Raw genomic sequence first — 19,385 nt, forward strand, 5'->3', positions numbered from 1 at the left:
TCCCTGCGGAACGCCCCCTCGCCGTGCCCACTACTTCTTCGACAGCGCGCTCTCCTTGTGGGCGGCCTGCTTGCCCGACTTCGCGCTCTCCACGGTGTAGTAGGGCTCGTCCTTCGACGCATTGAACTTCTGGTCGTCGAAGCTGAATTCCTTCTCGTGCTTCTCCACGACCTTTCCCTCGGTCGTGCCCTGCGGCGTGTTCCAGGTGACCTTGTCGCCCTTGCTGAATGCCATGGGGTTCCTCCCTCGATGTACGTGGTCGAGCAGTTCTTCCGACACTCTCACCCCGGGATGGAAAAAGGAAGCCTACTGATCGAGGTGGGTGGGTGCGAAGAGCCGCAGGAGCGTCTCCACGACGACGACGTTGGGGCCGTCGGCCGCGAGGCTCTCGCGCAGCGCCTCGCCGATGCCCTCCGGTGCGACCCTGCGTGCCGGCACCCCGAACGATTCCGCGAGCGCCACGAAGTCCGGCCGGGCGAGCTCGGTCGCCGTGGCCTGGCCGAAGGCGCCCTCCATGTACTCGCGGAGGATCCCGTAGCCGCCGTCGTCCACGATCAGCCAGGTGACGGGCAGGTCGTGCTGCCGCGCGGTGGCGAGCTCGGCGATGGAGTACATGGCGGAACCGTCGCCGGAGACGGCGAGGACCCGTGCGGGCAGGCCGTGCGATTCCAGTCCGACCGATCCACCGATCGCGCCGGGGAAGCCGAAGCCGAGGCCGCCGGCCCCCTGCGCAGAATGGAACCCGCCCTCGCGGGCGTCCCAGCAGCTCCAGGCCCAGTACGCCGAGATGGTCATGTCCCAGAAGGTCTGCATGCCGGCCGGGACGGCGTCGCGGATGTCCTGCATGAAGGCGCGTTCCTTGCCGAGGTCCTGCGCGTCGAGCCGTGCGCCGACCCGCCCGAGGGTCTCCGCGACGAGCGCGGCGGCGTCGTACCCGGGCAGGCGGTCGCGGTCCAGCGGTTCGAGCGCCTCGTCGAGTGCGCTGAGTGCCTGCCCGGCGTCGGCGCGGATGCCGAGCGCCGGCCGGTTGGACTCGAGGACGCGGGGTTCGGCGTCGATCTGGATGATGCGCCCCCGCGGCTCCATCGTGAAGTAGTTGGACGTGACCTCGCCGAGGGACGAGCCGATCACCAGCAGCACGTCGGCGTCCTCGAGGACCTCCGTCACGTAGCGGTCCTCCACCCAGGACTGGAGGGAGAGTTCGTGGTCCCAGGGGAAGGCACCGTTGCCGCCGGGAGAGCAGACCACCGGCGCACCGAGCTTCTCGGCGATCGAGAGCAGCCACTTCTCCGCCCTGCCACGCCGTGCGCCGCCGCCGGCGACGATCGCGGGCCGCTTCGAGTCCTTCAGCCAGGCGACGGCCTCGCGCACCAGCTCGATGCGCGGCGGGTTGTCGAAGGGCTCGGCGAGTGCGTCCTCCACCTGCGGGACCATCACGGGATCCAGCAGCACGTTCTGCGGCACCTCGACCCACACGGGGCCCTGCGGCGAGGACACGGCCTCGGTCCAGGCGTCCTGGATGGCGGAGGGGATGCCGGAGGCGTGCTGGATCAGCCGCTGGCTCTTCGTGACGTTCGCCGCCGAGGCCTTCTGGTCGTCGAGCTGGTGCAGCATGCCCTTGCGCCGCGCGCCCAGGCCCTCGAGGGGGATCTGGCTCGCGACGACCACCATGGGCACGCCGGTGGCGTACGCCTCCTGCAGCCCGGCGAGGGACGTCAGCGCTCCGGGGCCGGTGGACAGGAACAGGACGCCGACGTCGCCGGTCGCCCGGGAGAAGCCGTCGGCGGCGAAGGCGGAGTTGTTCTCCACGCGGGAGGAGACGAAGCGGAGGTCGGAGCGGGACAGCGCGTCGAACAGGCCGAGCGCGTGCTGGCCGGGGATGCCGAACACCGTCGTCGCCCCGAGGGCCGAGAGCGTCTCGACCACCAGGTCACCGCCGTTGCGCTGGCTGGAGACGGGGGCGGGGGGCGCGGACGCGGCGCCGGCGGTGATGTCCATCTACTGGTCCTCAGGGGTCGTGGCGGCGGGAGTGAGGGTGTCGGCCATCAGGGTCACGAGGTCGTAGGCGACGTGCGACGCCGCGACCCCGGTGAGCTCGGCGTGGTCGTAGGCGGGAGCCACCTCGACGACGTCCGCGCCGACCAGGTTCAGCCCGCGCAGGCCGCGGAGGATTTCCAGCAGTTCGCGGCTCGTGATGCCGCCGGCCTCAGGCGTCCCGGTCCCGGGAGCGTGGGCCGGGTCGAGGACGTCGATGTCCACGGAGACGTAGAGCGGGCGGTCACCGATGCGCTGCCGCAGCTTGTCCACCACCTCGTCCACGCCCTGCCGGTAGACGTCCGAGGAGGTCACGATCCCGAAGCCGAAGCGGCGGTCGTCCTCGAGGTCGCGGACGCCGTAGAGGGGCCCGCGCGTGCCGACATGGGAGATGGCCTCGGTGTCGAGGATGCCCTCCTCGACGGCACGCCGGAACGGGGTGCCGTGCGTGTATTCGGCGCCGAAGTAGGTGTCCCACGTGTCCAGGTGGGCGTCGAAGTGCAGCATCGCCACGGGCGATCCCGCGCGCTCGGCCGCGGCGCGCAGGAGGGGCAGCGCGATGGTGTGGTCGCCGCCGAGGGTGACGAGGCGTGCCCCGTCGGCAGTGAGGTCCAGCGCGTTCTGCTGCACCGTCTCGATGGCCTCGTTGATGTTGAACGGGTTCACGGCCATGTCCCCGGCATCGGCCACCTGCACGCGCTCGAACGGCGAGACGTCGAGGGCGGGGTTGTAGGGCCGGAGCAGGCGCGAGGCCTCGCGGATGTGGTTGCCGCCGAACCGGGCGCCGGGGCGGTAGGACACGCCGGAGTCGAAGGGGACGCCGACGACGGCGATGTCCGCGCGGTCCACCTGGTCCAGGCGCGGCAGGCGCGCGAAGGTGGCTGCTCCCGCGTAGCGGGGGATGCGGGAGGAGTCGATGGGCCCTACGTGCCCGCCTCCCGTGACGCGCAGTTCTTCCACAGTGTCCATCCTGTCCGGGCCCACGGAGTTGCCCAATATGCATCAAAGGTTTTGCACAAGGCTATTCCGCGGGGGAAGAGGGGTCAACCGTTGAACGTGAGGGAGGACAGCATGGAGCGAAGCCCCGCGTACTCCTCGGTCCCCAGCCAGGCCGTCGCGTCTGCGGGCTCGGGGAACCGGGTCTGGTCGAACGTGGCGGTGAAGGCCACTTGCCCGTTCGTCCCGATGGAGGCGAGGGTGAACTGCATTGCGTAGATGCCATCGGCCGGCAGCGGGCCCTGGTGGAGTCGCGCGACGTACACCAGGTCCCCCGAGACGGGATCCGGGAAGTAGTCGAACACGTAGCTGATGGGACCGGGACCCCGGTCCACCTGGCCCGACAGGGCAGGCAGCTCCTCGCTGTCGAGGAGCACGTGTCCCGGATGGGGAACCGCTGCTCCGTCGCCCGGGATACCGCCCATGAAGAGCGCCATTTCCGTGCCGGCCGCATCCCGGATCGAGTACGCCGTCCGGCTGAGGTTCGCCCCGTAGTCGGGTGCAGTGTTCGGGGGGACGGGCGTGGCCGTCCACGTGGCGGGCATGACGAAGGAGTACAGGCCGTCCGACGTCGTGAAGGGGGAAGGTTCGGGATCGGGCGCTGACGACGGCGTCGGGGCGGCCGTCGCGGCGGGGGTCGCCGCGGGCGGTACGGACGGGGTGGGGGCCGAGGTTGCTGACGGGGTCGCGGACGGAGTAGCAGATGGAGCGGAGGCGGACGACGATGCCGTTCCTTCGGCACCGACGCTGCCCGCCGACGAGGGCGAGCCGCAACCGGCGAGGCTCAGGGCTGCAGCGAGCGCGATGCAGCTCAGGCTGGTGTTCTTCATGGATGATCCCCCGGTGAGTGTGTGATGGCCTGGGCGCAGTGGCCCCGCTCCGCTGGTCCAGCCTAGGTCCGGCGCCGTTCCTGCCGTGCGCGCCGCGGTCACGCTTCGGCATCGGTTCACCGGCGACGAGAGGTCGCTCCGTGAGGGTGGCCCGGCGTCGGCCCTGTTAAGGATGCATAAAGACCGGCTACCGGCCGGTAGCGGGGTCCTACGGTGATCACGTGAGCTCTTCCGTACGCACCCTTCCGCAGCCCCCGGCCCAGGTCCGGGCCCGGCAGCGCCTCGAGCGCTGGCTGCTCAACGAGTCCAGCCGGCCCGCCTCCCACCAGCCCGAGCAGGAACGCGCCCAGTCGTGGTGGAAGGTGATGTGCCTGACCGGCGTCGACTACTTCTCCACCCTCGGCTACCAGCCCGCGATCGCCGCGGCCGCCGCCGGCGTCCTGTCCCCCCTGGCCACCCTCGTCCTGGTGGCCGTGACCCTCTTCGCCGCGCTGCCGGTGTACAAGCGGGTGGCGTCGGAGAGTCCGCGCGGCGAGGGATCCATCGCGATGCTCGAGAAGCTGCTGCCGAAGTGGCGCGGCAAGGTCTTCGTGCTGGTCCTGCTCGGTTTCGCCGCGACGAGCTTCCTCATCACCATGACGCTCTCGGCCGCCGATGCGAGCGCGCACCTCATCGAGAACCCGTTCGCGCCCGCATGGCTGCAGGGGCAGCAGATCCTCATCACGGTGATGTTCCTCGGCGCGCTGTCGGGCGTCTTCCTGCGTGGGTTCACCGAGGCCATCGGCATCGCCGTCGGCCTCGTCGCCGTCTTCCTCCTGCTCAACCTGTGCGTGATCGTCGTCGCCCTGGCCCAGATCGTGGCGCAGGGCGGGCTCGTGGACTCCTGGTGGTCGGCGCTGACCACGCAGCACGGCAATCCCCTCATGATGCTCGGGCTGGCCGTGCTGATCTTCCCCCGCCTGGCTTTGGGGCTGTCGGGCTTCGAGACCGGCGTCGTCGTGATGCCGCAGATCCAGGGCGGGCCCGCCGACACCGAGCAGGACCCCGCGGGCCGGATCGCCGGCGCGCACAAGCTCCTCACCTCGGCCGCACTCATCATGAGCGGCTTCCTGATCGCCTCGAGCTTCGTGACCACCCTGCTCATCCCCGCCGCGGCCTTCGAGGAGGGCGGCCCCGCCAACGGGCGGGCGCTCGCCTACCTCGCCCACGAGTACCTCGGCGACGGCTTCGGCACGGCGTACGACATCTCCACGATCGGCATCCTGTGGTTCGCCGGGGCGTCCGCCATGACCGGCCTGCTCAACCTCGTGCCCCGATACCTGCCGCGCTACGGGATGGCCCCGGAGTGGGCGAAGGCCGTGCGTCCGCTCGTCCTCGTCATCACCCTCATCGCCATCCTGGTCACCTTCTTCTTCAAGGCCGACGTCGAGGCGCAGGGCGGTGCCTACGCCACCGGCGTCCTCGCCCTCATCACGTCCGCGTCCGTGGCCGTGATGCTGTCCGCGCGACGGAAGCAGCAGCGTGGCAGGACCATCGGGTTCGGCATCGCCGCGGGAGTCTTCGTGCTGACGACGGCGGTCAACATCGTGGAGCGCCCCGAGGGGCTGAAGATCGCCGCCTGCTTCATCCTGGGCATCATCGTCGTCTCGTTCGTCTCCCGCTCGCGGCGGGCGTTCGAGCTGCGCGCCACGGGCATCCGGATGGACGAGGCAGCGCTCTCCTTCGTCAGCGCGCAGGACGACGGCGACATCCTGCTGATCGCCCACGAACCGAAACGGCTCAGCAGTGCGGCCTACCGCCACAAGCTCCAGCACGCATGCAGGGTCTCGCACGTCCCGACCACCTCGCGGCCCCTGTTCATCGAGGTGACCGTGGACGATTCCTCCGACTTCGAGACGGAACTGCGCGTGCGCGGCGTGGTGCGGCACGGGTACCGCATCCTCGAGGTCCACAGCTCCAACGTCCCGAACACCATCGCAGCCGTGATGCTGCATATCCGGGACGTCACCGGGCTCATGCCGCACGTCTACTTCCGGTGGACGGAGGGTGACCCGGTGGCCAACCTCTTCAAGTTCCTGTTCACCGGGGAGGGCGAGATCGCCCCGGTCACCCGCGAGGTGCTGCGCGCCGCGGAGCCGGACGTGACGAGGCGCCCCTGGGTGCACGTGGGCTGAACGGCGCTACTTCCCGAAGACGCTACTTGCCCGAGGCCGCCGGGACGAGCGTCCACAGCACCACGGCCTCCCGGCCGTCCGGATTGAGCCACGTGTGGGGTTCCCGCCCCGGGAAGGTGAGGGTGTCGCCGGCGCCGAGTTCGTAGCGGGCGTTCGGGAAGACCAGCACGAAGCGTCCCTCGACCACGTGCAGGGTCTCCACCTCGCAGTCCACCGCGTAGAGCTCGTCCTCGCCCCGTCCATGGGGTTCGACGACGGCGCGGATCACCTGGAGCCGACGCTCGGAGCGCGCCGTCAGGAGCCGCTCGTTGATGCCCTGCCCGCCCAGGCTGATCCGGGGAGCGTCCACGAGCCGCGTCAGGTGGGTCTCCGGCACCAGGAACAGGTCCCCCACGGAGATCGACAGCACCTGGCACAGCGTCACGAGCGAGGCGACGGATGGCGACGTGAGGTCCCGCTCCACCCTGCTCAGGAACCCCTTCGTCAGCCCCGTGGAGTCGGCGACCTGCTCGATGGTCATGCGCTGGGCCTGCCGTGCGGCACGGATCCGGGATCCGATGGCCACCGGAGCATTCGTGGGCTCGACGGGCAGGGCCTTCATGCGTGTCCTCTCCTCCTGCGCTCGGGGAGGCGATCGGTTCGCGGGTGAACGAGCGCCTTCCACGAGCTTGCCATGGTTGACGCGTGAGCCGCGTCACGAGTAGCTTACTAGGCAACATTAGTTGCCCATAGGGCATCGACGCGGGAATCTCGACCGAAGGGCTCGTCCATGCAAGCACTCAATATAGCCATCGTGGTGGCGTATCTCGCGGCCATGCTGGGCTTCGGGTGGTGGGGCAAGTCCCGCACCCGCAACGCCAGCGACTACCTCGTGGCCGGGCGGCGCCTCGGACCGCTCCTCTACACCGGCACCATGGCGGCCGTCGTCCTGGGCGGCGCCTCCACCGTGGGTGGCGTGGGGCTCGGCTACCAGTACGGCATCTCCGGCATGTGGCTCGTGGTCGCCATCGGCACCGGCGTCCTGCTGCTCAGCCTCCTGTTCGCCCCCACCATCCAGAAGCTGAAGATCTACACCGTCTCCCAGATGCTCACCCTGCGGTACGGCCACCGCGCCACGCGGGTGTCCGGGATCGTCATGCTCGCCTACACCCTCATGCTCTGCGCCACGTCGACGGGCGCCTACGCCACGATCTTCGTGGTGCTCTTCGGCTGGGACCGCGCGCTGTCCATCGCCGTCGGCGGGGCGATCGTCCTGATCTACTCAACGATCGGTGGCATGTGGTCCATCACCCTGGCCGACATGGCTCAGTTCGTGATCAAGACCATCGGCGTCTTCGCCCTCATGCTGCCCTTCTCCCTCGCGGCGGCGGGCGGCTTCGACGGCATCGCCGAACGCGCCGGAGACGAGTTCTTCAGCATCACCGGCATCGGCGCGCAGAGCATCATCACCTACTTCGTGGTCTACACGCTCGGCCTGCTGATCGGGCAGGACATCTGGCAGCGCGTCTTCACCTCCCGGACACCGGAGATCGCCCGATGGGGCGGATCGGCCGCCGGAATCTACTGCATCCTCTACGGCGTCGCCGGCGCCGTGATCGGCATGAGCGCCAGCGTCGTCCTGCCCGCGATCGAGTCGAAGGACGACGTCTATGCGGACATCGCCCTGAACGTCCTGCCGATCGGTATCGGCGGGCTCGTCCTCGCCGCGGCCGTCGCCGCGATGATGTCGACGGCGTCCGGCGCACTGATCGCCGCGGCCACCGTGGCGCGGACGGACGTCGTGCCGTTCGTGGCCGGCTGGATCGGCAAGAGCGACAAGGCCGGCACGGACGGCGGCGAGCGCTCGTCGTCGGACCACGACGTCGCGTCGAGCCGCTGGTGGGTCCTCGGCCTCGGCCTCGTCACCATCGCCCTCGCCGTGATCGTCCAGGACGTCGTGGCCGCCCTGACCATCGCGTACGACATCCTCGTCGGAGGTCTCCTCGTCTCGATCCTCGGGGGCCTCGTCTGGCGGCGCGGCAACGGGATCGGCGCCGGGGCCTCGATGGCGGCGGGCACGCTCGTCACCCTCGGTGTGATGGCCTACCTGGAGGTCACCGCGGAGAACCAGTACGACGGCATCTACGCCAACGAGCCGATCTACTACGGCCTCGCCGTGTCCGCGCTCGTCTATGTCATCGTCTCGCTCGCCACCCGGGCCACGGATCCGGGCGTCATGGACGCCTGGGACCGCCGGGTCGCCGGCGACATCCCCGAGGATGTACCGGTGGACGCACCCCGCTGACGGTGGAACGCGAGAAGGGCTCCCGGCCGCAGCCGGGAGCCCTTCTCGTATCTGTAGGCCCGCAGGCCTCAGCGTGTGACGGGCGACGATCCCCCGTGACGGCCGGAGCGGCCGGAGCGGCCGGAGGCACCGTCAGTGCCGTCGGTGCCTGCCGGGCCGGTCGGGAGGTCATGGTCCTCATTGTCGTCGTCGTCGAGCCCTTCGGTCCTGCGCTCCTGGGTGGTCGGGCGCGTGTCCGCATCGTCGATGGCGACCAGGGCGGCCGCCTTCTTGGCCTCCTGCTCCTCCTTGGGGGTCGAGCTCAGCCCGTGGCCCGTCTCGTCGAGGGCCGTCTGCACCTCGGCCTCCTCGACCTCCTCCAGCGTGATCTCCTCGTCCTTCTCCCCGTTCCAGGCCTTGATGGCCGCCCAGATGACCGCGGCGACCGGGACGGAGAGGATGGCACCGATGATGCCCGCCAGGATGGTGCCGGCGGTCAGGGCGAACAGGATGACGAGGGCGTGCACCTGCAGCGTGCGGCCCATGACCACCGGCTGCAGGAAGTTGCCCTCCAGCTGGTTGACCACGATGACCACGATGATGACGATGAGCGCGACGAACGGTCCGTTGGCCACGAGGGCGATCAGGGCCGCGAGGACGCCGGCCAGGGTGGCACCGACCAGGGGGATGAAGGCGCCGATGAAGACGATGGCCGCCAACGGGAGGGCGAGCGGGACCCCGAGGACCAGCAGCGCACCACCGATGAACACCGAATCGACCAGGGCCACGATCGCCGTGCCGCGCACGTAGCCACCGAGGACGGCCATGCTGCTGTAGCCGACCCGCCGGGCCTTGACGAGCCGCTTGCCCTTGAAGGCCCGCAGCATGAATGCCCAGATCTTCTCGCCGTCCTTGAGGAAGAAGAACAGGATGACCACCATGAGCAGGCCGCCGGCGAAGAAGTTCCCCGCCGCGCTGAGGCCCGAGATGGCCCCGGCGCCCGCGGTGCTGCTGGTCGCGAAGTCGACCACCGAGTCACGCGCCTGCTGGATCTGTGCGTCGTCGATGGGGATGGGGCCGTTCTGCGCGAAGGCGTAGAGCTGGTCGAAGCCCTCCGACGCGCTGGTGGCAAGCTCTCCCGCCTGTCCCACGACGGCGAACACGATGCCCGTGATGAGCCCGCCGAAAAGGAGCAGGAGCAGCAGGAACGACACACCGGTGGCCGCGGATGCGCCCCAGCCCTTCCGCCGCAGCCAGAGGACGAAGGGCCCGATCGCGGCCGCGAGGATGATCGCGAGCAGCATCGGGATCACCACGAGCCGCACCTGGATCAGTGCGTACACGGCCACTACACCCAGGACCAGCAGCAGGAGCACCTGCGCCGCCCGGATGCTGGCGTTGCCGAGGCTGTCACGCCAGGGGCCCTTCGCGGCGGCCGTCTCCGGCCGCGCATCGGTGGACTGGGTCATCGACCGTCACCTTTTCCTTCGGCCCGATGGCCATCATTGATCAGTTGGGAACGCACCTCGCGGCGGAGGACCTTGCCGATCAGCGATCGGGGCAGGTCCTCCACCTGCACGATAGTGCGTGGAACCTTGTAGGCGGCGAGCGCGCCGCGACATGACGCCCTCAGTGCCTCGACGTCGAGGGTGGCGCCCGGCGCGAGCATGACGACGGCGGCCACGTCCTCGCCGCCGCCGTCCCGCGGGAGGCCCACCACGGCGGTGTCGGCCACGCCGGGGTGCGCCCGGAGGACGCCCTCCACCTCGCTGGGCGAGACGTTGAAACCGCCCGTGATGATGAGTTCCTTGATGCGGTCCACGACCGTCAGGAAGCCGTCGTCGTCCATCCGGACGATGTCCCCCGTCCGGAACCAGCCGCCGTCCAGCAGGGCGTCCTCGGTCTCGTCGGGTCGCCGCCAGTAGCCCTGGAACACCTGGGGCCCTTTCAGGAGCAGCTCCCCCGCCTCGCCCGGGGCGCGATCCTTGCGGGGATCCTCCGGGTCGACGATGCGGACGTCGGTGCCCGGGAACGGTACCCCGATCGTGCCGGGCCGCCGCGTGGGGCCGATCGGATTGCCGGCCGCGACGGGGGACGTCTCGGTGAGCCCGTAGCCCTCGATCAGGTAGCCGCCCGTGGCTGCCTCCCAGGTCTCCACCGTGGCCTGCGGGAGGTTCATGGCCCCGGAGATCGCGAACCGGATGCTGCGGAGGTCCACGCCGCGCTCGGCGGCGCCGGCCGCGAGCCGGTCGTAGATGGGGGGCACCGCCGGCAGGAAGGTGGGTGGGCTCTTCCGGACGGCGTCGAGGACCAGCGGCACGTCGAAGCGCGGGAACAGGACGAGCTTCGCGCCGATGCTCATGGAGAAGGTCAGGCACAGCGTCAGCCCGTAGGCGTGGAACATGGGCAGGACGGCATAGACGGTCTCGCGGCCGACGTCGAGGCCCGGCACCCAGGCCCGCCCCTGGGCCGCGTTCGCCAGCAGGTTCCGGTGCGTGAGGATGGCGCCCTTGGGGACACCCGTGGTCCCGCTCGTGTACTGCAGGACCGCCGTGTCCTCCGCCGAGGGCCGCGGGTGCCGGCCCGGCAGGGGCCGGCGGTGCAGCAGGTCCCGCCACGCGACCACGTTGCGGGGGCCGGTGAGTCCCTCCCGCGTGGTGAGTGCAGCCCTCGCTTCGCGCGCGCGTCGCACGGGGAGCTTGAGCGCGAGTCGGCGCGAGGCGGGCATCGCGCCGATGAGGTCCACCGACACCACGGAGGCGACCGGGATGTCGGCCGGCAGCCGCTGCACGCTCGGCACCACCCTGTCCCACACGATCGCGACCTTGGCGCCGTGGTCCTCGAACTGGTGCCGCAGCTCGCGGTCCGTGTACAGCGGGTTGTGCTCGACGACGATCGCGCCGAGGCGGAGCACGGCGTAGAACGCCACGATGTGCTGGGGGCAGTTCGGCAGCACGAGGGCCACGCGGTCCCCCGCCCCGACGCCGAGGGACCGCAGGCCGGCCGCCGCCCGGGCCACCGCCGCGCCCAGCTCCCCGTAGGTCGTCGTGGCGCCGAAGAACTCGAGGGCCGCGCTCGGGCCGTGGGCCGCGACCGACGCGTCGAGGAGGTCGGACAGGGTGCCCTCGGGCACGCCGAAGGATCGGGGCACACCGGGTGCGTAGCTTTCGACCCAGGGGCGGGCTGCCAAATCCATAAGCCTGCTTTCTGTTATCGGTTCGACTGTAGCGTGCGGCCGGGGCCTTCCGGTACTCGAACCTACCGTCGGCACCCGGGGAGCAGACCACGACGGACACCACCCCATCCGGTAGCATTGTCGGTCGAAGGGGAGTAGCTCCGCACCCATGGGGTGCGCGGCCTGTCGACATACTGGTGCCATCGGTACCCGGCAGTCCACCGGTGGAACCGGCGAGCGAGACCTTCGGCCGATATGACGCATCTGTGACCCCGGCCGAAGTTTCCCGCTTCGGATCGGGTGTGCACATGCCCCGAACACCCGGAGCACCTCCTTGAACACCCCCGAGAACACCCCCGAGAACACACTCGGACAGCCCCCGTCCCGCGACGACGTGAAGCGCTGGCGCCAGTACCTCGCGGACGAACGCGCCGAGGCGGCCACCTACCGCGATCTCGCCCGGCGCAGGACCGGCGAGGAACGCGAGATCCTGCTCGGACTCGCGGAGGCCGAGGGCCGCCACGAGGCACACTGGCTCGCGCTCCTCGGCGAGGACGCCGGACGGCCCCTGCGGCCCTCCGTCCGCAACAGGCTCCTGGGGGTACTCGCCCGGCGCTTCGGCTCCGTCTTCGTCCTCGCCCTCGCGCAGAGGGCCGAAGGCCGCTCCCCCTACGCGTCGGACCCCTCGGCCACGAGCGCGATGGCCGCCGACGAGCAGATCCACGAGGAGGTGGTGCGCGGGCTCGCGACCCGCGGCCGCAACCGGCTCTCGGGCAACTTCCGTGCCGCCGTGTTCGGGGTGAACGACGGCCTCGTCAGCAACCTCGCGCTGGTCATGGGCATCGGGGCGACCGGCGTCTCGACGTCGTTCATCCTGTTCAGCGGGCTGGCCGGTTTGCTGGCCGGCGCCCTGTCGATGGGTGCCGGCGAGTACGTGTCCGTCCGGTCCCAGCGCGAACTCCTGTCCGCGACGCGCCCCACGCAGATCACGCTGACCGCGGCCAAGGAACTCGACATCGCCGCGAACGAGCTGGTGCTGGTGTACCGCGCGAGGGGCATGACGCCCGCCGCCGCGGAGCACCGCGCGGCGGAACGCCTGGGCCTGTTCGGCTGCGACTGCGATCCGAGCTTCTCGCTCCAGCCCGAGGAGGACGACGCCGTCGACGAGCACGAGGCGGTCGGCACCGGCCTCGGTGCCGCCGCCTCGAGCTTCTGTTTCTTCGCGTCCGGCGCGATCATCCCCGTCCTGCCGTACCTGCTGGGTCTGAGCGGTGTCCTCGCCGTCGTCGTCGCCTGCATCCTGGTGGGTCTGGCGCTGATGGCGACCGGGGCCGTCGTCGCCCTCCTGTCCGGCGCCTCGCCCCTGCGGCTGGCCCTGCGGCAACTGGGTATCGGACTCGGTGCGGCCGCCGTGACCTACGGGCTCGGCCTGCTGTTCGGCACGTCGGTGGCCTGATCCGGGCGTCCTCCCGGCGCGCGGGCCCCCGAAGCCGGCCGTGGCCCTTACCCCCTCGACGATGCCGGGCCGTGGCGGGGACGCGCCGGACCCGCGGGTGCATGCGCCCTGCGCGAACGCCGTTCCTCCACCGCCGCGGCGGTGCTGCAATGGTCCCTATGGACGAGCAGGAGGCTCTCGACGCATATTCGGCAGCGGTCGTGCGGATCGCCGAGTCCACACTGCCGTCGGTGGCGGCGGTCTCCGTGCGTACCGCCCGCGGCGCGGGTGCGGGCAGCGCGTCCGTCATCTCCACGGAGGGGCACCTGCTGACGAGCGCTCATGTGGTGGCCGGCGCACAGCGCACCGAGGTCGCGTTCGGCGATGGATCCGTCCTGCCCGCGCGCGTCGTGGGCAGGGATCCGCTGTCGGACCTCGCGGTACTCCAGGCGGAGGGGAGCACGCCGCCACCGGTTCCGTGGGGGGATGCGACCCGCCTCCGGGTCGGGCAGCTCGTGGTGGCGCTCGGCAACCCGCTCGGTCTGGCCGGCAGCGTCACCGCGGGCATCGTCTCCGCGCTCGGCCGGTCGCTGCCCACGCTGTCAGGGCGCGTCGTGGACGAGGTCATCCAGACGGACGCGACCCTGAATCCGGGCAACAGCGGAGGTGTGCTGGCCGACAGCGCGGGCCGCATGGTCGGAGTGAACACCGCCGTCGCCGGCATCGGACTCGGCCTTGCCGTGCCGATCAACCCGACCACCCGGGAGATCATCGACGCGCTGATCACCAGGGGACGCGTCCGACGCGCGTGGCTGGGGGTGGTCGGAGCCCAGATCACCCTCACCCCGGAGCTCGCGGCTCGTGTCGGGGCGCCCACCGGGATGCAGGTGGCATCCGTCGTCGCGGGCAGCCCTGCCGCAGGTGCCGGGGCACGTGCGGGTGACGTCGTCGTCTCACTCGACCGCGTCCCCGTCCGCAGCGCGACGGGCATTCAGCGGCTGATGGTCGAGACGGCGATCGGCCGCCGGATGGAGATGACGGTGTGGCGCAACGGCGCCCTGGTGGACATCGTCGTGGAGCCCGAGGAACTGCGCACACCGTGACGGGATCGGGGTGTGCGCCCGGGTCCGGGTCGCCTACGCGGGGTCGTGCTGCTGCAGGACGTAGTCCTCGAGCTTCCCGAGCGTCGCCTCGATGCTCGCCGGATGCCGGCGGGTGAAGCCGGTGAGCCTGAACACGAAGCGCCACCGCACGGCGCGGCCGTCCCACTCCTCGCGCACGAGCGTCCCGCCGTCCCGCGGTTCGAGCGTGTACCGCCAGACGTGGGCGGAGAAATGGCGCCAGGCGATCCGGCGGCCCTCCTCGAACTCGACCACGCGGTTCAGGATCCTGTAGGACGTCCCCATCGTCATGTCCATCCCGAACTTCGCCCCCAGGGACAGCCGGGCCGGCCCGTTGGGCTGCTCGCCGCGGACCGTCCCGGACCCGTCGATGACGCTGTGCAGGGCGGGTGTCGCGAGGACCTCGAAGATGCGGGCGGCGGGCGCCGCGATGAGGCGTTCCCTGGAGATGAGGTAGGCGGAGTCCGTGCCGGGCGTCGTCGTCATCTCCCCATTCTGCCCGCTCCGCCGTCCGCCGGCAGCCAGGACCGGGCGGAGGCGCCGAAGGGCCCCCACGCGGAGGGCCCCTCGGTCTCGGAACGTCCTGCGGTCAGGGCTTCAGGAGCACCTTGATGGCGCGCCGCTCGTCCATGGCCCTGTACGCTTCCGCGGCGTCCTCCAGGGGCATCTCGACGTCGAAGACACGGCCCGGGTTGATGGTCCCGTCGAGGACGTCCTTCAGCAGCTCCGGGATGTAGGTGTGGGCCGGTGCCATCCCGCCGCCCACGGTGATGTTCTTCGCGAAGAGCACGCCGATGGGCAGTTCCGGTCCGCCGGCGGGGACGCCGACGAAGCCCAGGTGACCGCCGGGGCGCGTGCTGCGCAGCGCCTGGTCCATGGACTCCTTCGTACCCACGCACTCGAGGACGGAGTCGGCGAGGACACCCCCGAGGAGCTCGCGCACCTTCTCGACACCCTCGTCGCCGCGCTCGGCGACGATGTCCGTGGCGCCGAACTCGCGGGCGAGCTCCTGCCGGTCGGCGTGGCGGGACATGGCGATGATGCGCTCGGCCCCCAGCCGCTTCGCGGCGAGCACCCCGCACAGTCCCACGGCGCCGTCACCCACGACGACGACGGTGCTGCCCGGGCCGACGTTCGCGGACACGGCGGCGTGGTGGCCGGTGGACATCACATCGGAGAGGGTCAGCAGGCTCGCCGTCAGGGCGGCGTCGGGTTCGGTCACGCCGTCCACCTTCCGCAGGGTGCCGTCGGCCTGCGGGACACGCACGGCTTCGCCCTGCGCGCCCTGCACGAAGTCTCCGTGCTCGTCCGTACTGCCCCAGCCCACGAGGTGGTCGCATGCCACGGTCACGCCGTTGAGGCACTGCGGGCACGCGCCGCAGCTGTCCACGAACGGCGCGATCACGAAGTCACCCACCGCGATGTCGCGGACGTCGTCGCCCACGGACTCCACGACGCCGACGAACTCGTGGCCGATCGCCTTGGGTTCCTTGGTGGGCCGGACGCCCCGGTACGGCCAGAGGTCGGAGCCGCAGACGCAGGCCGCCGTGACCCGCACGACGGCGTCCGTCGGACGGATGATGCTCGGGTAGTCCCGGTCCTCGACCCTGATGTCGCCGGGCCCGTGGATGATGGTCGCACGCATGATGATCTCCTAGCAGCTTGCTTGACGCAATCGATTGTCCCCTTCCGTCACCTTACAAGCCGCGTGCCGGAGGCTCTACCGCCGCCGGCCGTCCACCGTCTCCTTGAACTGGTGCTCCAGTTCCTCCAGGGTCTTCCCGCGGGTCTCGGGGACGTGGCGGCGGGCGAAGACGATCGCGGCGACGCCGAGGACCACGAACACGAAGAAGGTGTTCGAGATCCCGACGGCGTCCATGAGGATCGGGAAGCTGAGGCTGACCGCGAAGTTGACCATCCACAGGACGAAGACCGCCGCACCCATGCCGAGGCCCCGTAGCCGCATCGGGAAGATCTCGGCCAGCATCAGCCAGGTCACCGGGGAGATCGCGCCCTGCTGGAAGGCCAGGAAGGTGACGGTGAGGGCCAGGACCAGGAAGCCCCGGGCCGTACCCTCGGGCACGAGGAGGGAGACGAGGCCGATGGCGAGGAGGGCCGACGTCGTCCCGATCTGCCCGACGAGCAGCATGGGGCGGCGCCCCACCCGGCCGAGCAGCCAGATGCCGACGAAGGTCGCGGCGACCGAGATGACCCCGTTCGCGATGTTCGCGGTGAGCGCCGCCTGCGTGCCGAACCCGGCGACGTCGAGGATCCGCGTCCCGTAGTACATGATCGAGTTCACGCCGGTGATCTGCTGGATGACGGCGAGGCCGAGGCCGACGACGACGATGCGGCGGAGCCAGGGCTCGCGCAGGTCGCCGACGCTCGCGCGGTTCTGCCTACGGTCCTCGATGGCCAGCGCCTTCAGTGCGGCGAACTCGCCCTGCGCGGCGGCCGGCGGGCGAAGGGTCTCGAGGACCCGCAGGGCGGACCCGAACGCGCCCCGGGCCGCTAGCCAGCGGGGGCTCTCCGGGACGAAGTGCAGGCCGATCCAGAGGCCGATGGCGGGGAGCGTCCCCAGGACGAGCATCCACCGCCAGATGCCGTGGCTGTCACCGAAGACGCCGCCCAGGAACGCGCTGCTGCTGAACGCCAGGAGCTGGCCCGTCACGATCATGAGTTCGTTGCGGGTCACCACCTGCCCGCGCCGGGCGGCCGGGGAGAGTTCGGCGAGGAAGATCGGGACGAGTACCGAGGCCCCGCCGACCGCCAGCCCGAGGATGAGCCGTGAGGTGACCATGACCGTGACATCGGGGGCGAGGGCGGAGCCCAGCGTCCCCCCGAGGAAGACGGCCGCGAGCACCATGAGCATCCGGCGGCGTCCGTAGGCGTCGGCGAGCCGGCCTCCGAGGAGGGCGCCGAACGCGGCCCCGAAGACGAGCGAGCTCGCGACGAGGCCTTCGGCGAAGGCGCCGAGACGGAGATCGTCCACCATGAACGGCAGCGCACCGTTGATGACGCCGGTGTCGAACCCGAACAGCAGCCCGCCGAGGGTCGCCACCCACGTGGCGCGCCGGAGGTGTGCGCGCTGCCGACGCCCGTCGGCCGCAGTGGCGGCCGTGCTGTTGCTGGCCAGCTCGCTCATGCCGTCACCTCCTGCTGGTAATCGTCCTCCGGGTCCCGCTCCGGAGTCTCCGGTCCCTCCGACGCAAAAGCCTCCCCCGCTCGGGTGCGGGGGAGGCTCCTGGGATCACGGGGATCAGAGTGTCGCGTAGACCTCGCGGAGGAGCTTGGCGGTCTCGGACGGCGTCTTGCCGACCTTGACGCCGGCGGCCTCGAGGGCTTCCTTCTTGGCCTGCGCGGTCCCGGCCGACCCGGAGACGATCGCGCCGGCGTGGCCCATGGTCTTGCCTTCGGGGGCGGTGAAGCCCGCGACGTAGCCGACGACGGGCTTGGTGACGTTCGCCTTGATGAAGTCGGCGGCACGCTCTTCGGCGTCTCCGCCGATCTCACCGATCATCACGATGGCCTTGGTCTCGGGATCCGCTTCGAAGGCCGCGAGGGCGTCGATGTGCGTGGTCCCGATGACGGGGTCGCCACCGATGCCGATGGCCGTCGAGAAGCCGAGGTCGCGGAGCTCGAACATCATCTGGTAGGTCAGCGTGCCGGACTTCGAGACGAGGCCCACGCCACCCTTGCCCGTGATGTTCGCGGGCGTGATGCCCACGAGGGACTCTCCGGGCGTGATGATGCCCGGGCAGTTGGGGCCGATGATGCGGGTGATCTGCTGACCGTCCGCGTCGACCTTCGACTGGGCGAGCGCCCAGAACTCGGCGGAGTCCTGCACCGGGACACCCTCGGTGATGACCACGACGAGCCCGATGCCGGCCTCGATGGCCTCGACGACTGCATCCTTCGTGAAGGCCGGCGGGACGAAGACGATCGACACGTCGGCGCCGGTCTCCTTCTTCGCCTCCTCGACCGTGCCGTACACCGGGAGGGTGACGTCGCCGTGGGTCACCGTGGTGCCGGCCTTGCGGGCGTTGACGCCACCGACGACCTGCGTCCCGGCCTTCAGCATGAGGGCGGTGTGCTTGGTGCCTTCGCCGCCGGTGATGCCCTGGACGATGACCTTGGAGTCCTTGTTGAGGTAGATAGACATACGGGTGTTCCCTTACTTTCCGTTGGCCAGCGCGGCAGCCTTGTCGGCGCCTTCGTCCATGGTGTCGGCGAGCGTGACCAGCGGGTGGTTGGCATCGGCGAGGATGCGACGGCCCTCCTCGACGTTGTTGCCGTCCAGGCGCACCACGAGGGGCTTGTTGGCCTCGTCGCCGAGCATCTCGAGGGCCTTGACGATGCCGTTCGCGACGGCGTCGCACGAGGTGATGCCGCCGAAGACGTTCACGAAGACGCTCTTGACCTGGGCATCGTTGAGGATGACGTCGAGACCGGCGGCCATGACCTCGGCCGAGGCTCCGCCGCCGATGTCGAGGAAGTTGGCGGGCTGCACGCCGCCGTGGGCCTCGCCGGCGTAGGCGACGACGTCGAGGGTCGACATGACGAGCCCGGCGCCGTTGCCGATGATGCCGACCTCGCCGTCGAGCTTGACGTAGTTAAGGTCGTGTTCCTTGGCCTTCGCCTCGAGCGGATCGGTGGAGTCCGTGTCCTCGAGCGCGGCGTGGTCCGCGTGGCGGAACCCTGCGTTCTCGTCGATCGTGACCTTGCCGTCGAGCGCGAGGATGTCACCGTTGCCGGTCTTCACGAGCGGGTTGACCTCGACGAGCGTGGCGTCCTCCTTCACGAAGACGTCCCACAGCTTGAGGATGGTGTGGACGACGCCGTCGCGCAGCTCGGGGGCGAAGCCCGCGGCGTCCACGATCTCCTCGGCCTTGGCCTGGTCGATGCCGGTCCCGGCGTCGACGGCGATGCGCGCGAGGGCATCGGGGCGCTCGACGGCGAGCTGCTCGATCTCCACGCCGCCCTCCACCGAGCACATGGCCAGGTAGTTCCGGTTGGAGCGGTCGAGCAGCACGGAGAAGTAGTACTCCTCGGCGATGTCCGCGCCCTGGGCGATCATCACCTTGTGGACCGTGTGTCCCTTGATGTCCATCCCGAGGATGTCCGAAGCGTAGGTGAAGGCTTCATCGGGGGTCTTGGCGACCTTGACGCCGCCGGCTTTGCCGCGACCGCCCACCTTGACCTGGGCCTTGACGACCACGACACCGCCGATCTTCTCGGCTGCTGCCTTTGCTTCTTCCGGGGTCTGCGCCACGATGCCGGCAAGCACGGGAACCCCGTGTGCCTCGAAGAGATCGCGCGCCTGATATTCAAACAGGTCCACTTAGCTAGTGTCCTTC

Annotated in this window: 16 protein-coding genes; 4 read left to right on the top strand and 12 right to left on the bottom strand. The window is 70.4% G+C overall.

All coding sequences use genetic code 11. From position 1 onward, the window contains the following. Positions 1 to 30: 30 nt before the first annotated feature. The 4 genes from CXQ92_RS15975 to CXQ92_RS17910 form a co-directional block, all read right to left on the bottom strand. Complete coding sequence (locus CXQ92_RS15975; RefSeq protein ID WP_104122628.1) at positions 31 to 234, bottom strand: DUF2945 domain-containing protein; 204 nt, start codon at positions 232 to 234, stop codon at positions 31 to 33. 72 nt (positions 235 to 306) lie between these two features. After that, the gene (locus CXQ92_RS15980; protein ID WP_104168719.1) at positions 307 to 1,998 is read right to left on the bottom strand and encodes a thiamine pyrophosphate-binding protein; all 1,692 of its coding nucleotides are present in this window, start codon (positions 1,996 to 1,998) and stop codon (positions 307 to 309) included. Next, positions 1,999 to 2,994, bottom strand: a complete 996-nt coding sequence (speB, locus tag CXQ92_RS15985; RefSeq protein WP_104168720.1) for an agmatinase — start codon at positions 2,992 to 2,994, stop codon at positions 1,999 to 2,001. Between the two features lie 83 nt (positions 2,995 to 3,077). Then, positions 3,078 to 3,860 (bottom strand): hypothetical protein, encoded by a 783-nt coding sequence (locus CXQ92_RS17910; protein ID WP_146067489.1) that lies wholly within the window; start codon positions 3,858 to 3,860, stop codon positions 3,078 to 3,080. A gap of 365 nt (positions 3,861 to 4,225) precedes the next feature. Here CXQ92_RS17910 and CXQ92_RS16000 point away from each other — a divergent pair, with 365 nt between their 5' ends. Next, the gene (locus CXQ92_RS16000; RefSeq protein ID WP_104168844.1) at positions 4,226 to 6,034 is read left to right on the top strand and encodes an amino acid transporter; all 1,809 of its coding nucleotides are present in this window, start codon (positions 4,226 to 4,228) and stop codon (positions 6,032 to 6,034) included. Positions 6,035 to 6,056: 22 nt separating this feature from the next. Here the strand turns inward: CXQ92_RS16000 and CXQ92_RS16005 are convergent, their stop codons facing one another. After that, positions 6,057 to 6,635: a helix-turn-helix domain-containing protein gene (locus CXQ92_RS16005; protein WP_104168722.1), complete on the bottom strand. Its 579-nt coding sequence runs from the start codon at positions 6,633 to 6,635 to the stop codon at positions 6,057 to 6,059. Between the two features lie 168 nt (positions 6,636 to 6,803). Here CXQ92_RS16005 and CXQ92_RS16010 point away from each other — a divergent pair, with 168 nt between their 5' ends. Beyond that, entirely contained in the window at positions 6,804 to 8,318 is a 1,515-nt protein-coding gene (locus CXQ92_RS16010) for a sodium:solute symporter (RefSeq protein WP_104168723.1), read from the top strand. Positions 8,319 to 8,386: 68 nt separating this feature from the next. Here the strand turns inward: CXQ92_RS16010 and CXQ92_RS16015 are convergent, their stop codons facing one another. Beyond that, the gene (locus tag CXQ92_RS16015; RefSeq protein ID WP_219815744.1) at positions 8,387 to 9,766 is read right to left on the bottom strand and encodes an AI-2E family transporter; all 1,380 of its coding nucleotides are present in this window, start codon (positions 9,764 to 9,766) and stop codon (positions 8,387 to 8,389) included. Further along, the gene (locus CXQ92_RS16020; protein ID WP_104168724.1) at positions 9,763 to 11,493 is read right to left on the bottom strand and encodes a long-chain-fatty-acid--CoA ligase; all 1,731 of its coding nucleotides are present in this window, start codon (positions 11,491 to 11,493) and stop codon (positions 9,763 to 9,765) included. Before CXQ92_RS16020 ends, CXQ92_RS16015 begins: the two co-directional genes overlap by 4 nt. Before the next feature lie 313 nt (positions 11,494 to 11,806). Here CXQ92_RS16020 and CXQ92_RS16025 point away from each other — a divergent pair, with 313 nt between their 5' ends. Together CXQ92_RS16025 and CXQ92_RS16030 are read left to right on the top strand one after the other, a co-directional pair. Next, complete coding sequence (locus tag CXQ92_RS16025) at positions 11,807 to 12,928, top strand: VIT1/CCC1 family protein (protein WP_258069998.1); 1,122 nt, start codon at positions 11,807 to 11,809, stop codon at positions 12,926 to 12,928. 149 nt (positions 12,929 to 13,077) lie between these two features. Continuing rightward, positions 13,078 to 14,010 carry a S1C family serine protease gene (locus CXQ92_RS16030; RefSeq protein WP_104168726.1) on the top strand — a complete coding sequence of 311 codons (933 nt, stop codon included), beginning with the start codon at positions 13,078 to 13,080 and terminating at the stop codon, positions 14,008 to 14,010. A 33-nt stretch (positions 14,011 to 14,043) separates the two neighbouring features. On the opposite strand, the gene CXQ92_RS16035 is transcribed toward CXQ92_RS16030, so the two are convergent. The 5 genes from CXQ92_RS16035 to sucC all read right to left on the bottom strand — a co-directional run bounded on the left by CXQ92_RS16035 (position 14,044) and on the right by sucC (position 19,369). After that, positions 14,044 to 14,514 carry an SRPBCC family protein gene (locus tag CXQ92_RS16035; RefSeq protein ID WP_104168727.1) on the bottom strand — a complete coding sequence of 157 codons (471 nt, stop codon included), beginning with the start codon at positions 14,512 to 14,514 and terminating at the stop codon, positions 14,044 to 14,046. Between the two features lie 103 nt (positions 14,515 to 14,617). Next, positions 14,618 to 15,673: a zinc-dependent alcohol dehydrogenase family protein gene (locus CXQ92_RS16040; protein ID WP_104168728.1), complete on the bottom strand. Its 1,056-nt coding sequence runs from the start codon at positions 15,671 to 15,673 to the stop codon at positions 14,618 to 14,620. A gap of 75 nt (positions 15,674 to 15,748) precedes the next feature. Further along, on the bottom strand, positions 15,749 to 17,173 hold the full coding sequence (locus tag CXQ92_RS16045; protein WP_104168729.1) for a sugar porter family MFS transporter: 1,425 nt from the start codon (positions 17,171 to 17,173) through the stop codon (positions 15,749 to 15,751). Positions 17,174 to 17,287: 114 nt separating this feature from the next. After that, on the bottom strand, positions 17,288 to 18,190 hold the full coding sequence (gene sucD, locus CXQ92_RS16050; protein WP_104168730.1) for a succinate--CoA ligase subunit alpha: 903 nt from the start codon (positions 18,188 to 18,190) through the stop codon (positions 17,288 to 17,290). 12 nt (positions 18,191 to 18,202) lie between these two features. Next, positions 18,203 to 19,369, bottom strand: a complete 1,167-nt coding sequence (gene sucC, locus CXQ92_RS16055) for an ADP-forming succinate--CoA ligase subunit beta (RefSeq protein ID WP_104168731.1) — start codon at positions 19,367 to 19,369, stop codon at positions 18,203 to 18,205. Between the last annotated feature and the right edge of the window lie 16 nt (positions 19,370 to 19,385).

This window comes from Arthrobacter sp. SX1312 (assembly GCF_002929295.1).
Taxonomy (GTDB): Bacteria; Actinomycetota; Actinomycetes; order Actinomycetales; family Micrococcaceae; genus Arthrobacter_D.

Bases quoted from the DNA above. Each gene is read 5' to 3' on its own strand.
- CXQ92_RS16015 (WP_219815744.1), bottom strand. From the start codon at position 9,766: ATGACCCAGTCCACCGATGCGCGGCCGGAGACGGCCGCCGCGAAGGGC.
- CXQ92_RS16000 (WP_104168844.1), top strand. From the start codon at position 4,226: ATGTGCCTGACCGGCGTCGACTACTTCTCCACCCTCGGCTACCAGCCC.
- CXQ92_RS16035 (WP_104168727.1), bottom strand. From the start codon at position 14,514: ATGACGACGACGCCCGGCACGGACTCCGCCTACCTCATCTCCAGGGAA.
- CXQ92_RS16040 (WP_104168728.1), bottom strand. From the start codon at position 15,673: ATGCGTGCGACCATCATCCACGGGCCCGGCGACATCAGGGTCGAGGAC.
- CXQ92_RS15975 (WP_104122628.1), bottom strand. From the start codon at position 234: ATGGCATTCAGCAAGGGCGACAAGGTCACCTGGAACACGCCGCAGGGC.
- CXQ92_RS16045 (WP_104168729.1), bottom strand. From the start codon at position 17,173: ATGAGCGAGCTGGCCAGCAACAGCACGGCCGCCACTGCGGCCGACGGG.
- CXQ92_RS16020 (WP_104168724.1), bottom strand. From the start codon at position 11,493: ATGGATTTGGCAGCCCGCCCCTGGGTCGAAAGCTACGCACCCGGTGTG.
- CXQ92_RS16005 (WP_104168722.1), bottom strand. From the start codon at position 6,635: ATGAAGGCCCTGCCCGTCGAGCCCACGAATGCTCCGGTGGCCATCGGA.
- sucD (WP_104168730.1), bottom strand. From the start codon at position 18,190: ATGTCTATCTACCTCAACAAGGACTCCAAGGTCATCGTCCAGGGCATC.
- CXQ92_RS15980 (WP_104168719.1), bottom strand. From the start codon at position 1,998: ATGGACATCACCGCCGGCGCCGCGTCCGCGCCCCCCGCCCCCGTCTCC.
- CXQ92_RS16010 (WP_104168723.1), top strand. From the start codon at position 6,804: ATGCAAGCACTCAATATAGCCATCGTGGTGGCGTATCTCGCGGCCATG.
- CXQ92_RS16030 (WP_104168726.1), top strand. From the start codon at position 13,078: ATGGTCCCTATGGACGAGCAGGAGGCTCTCGACGCATATTCGGCAGCG.
- CXQ92_RS17910 (WP_146067489.1), bottom strand. From the start codon at position 3,860: ATGAAGAACACCAGCCTGAGCTGCATCGCGCTCGCTGCAGCCCTGAGC.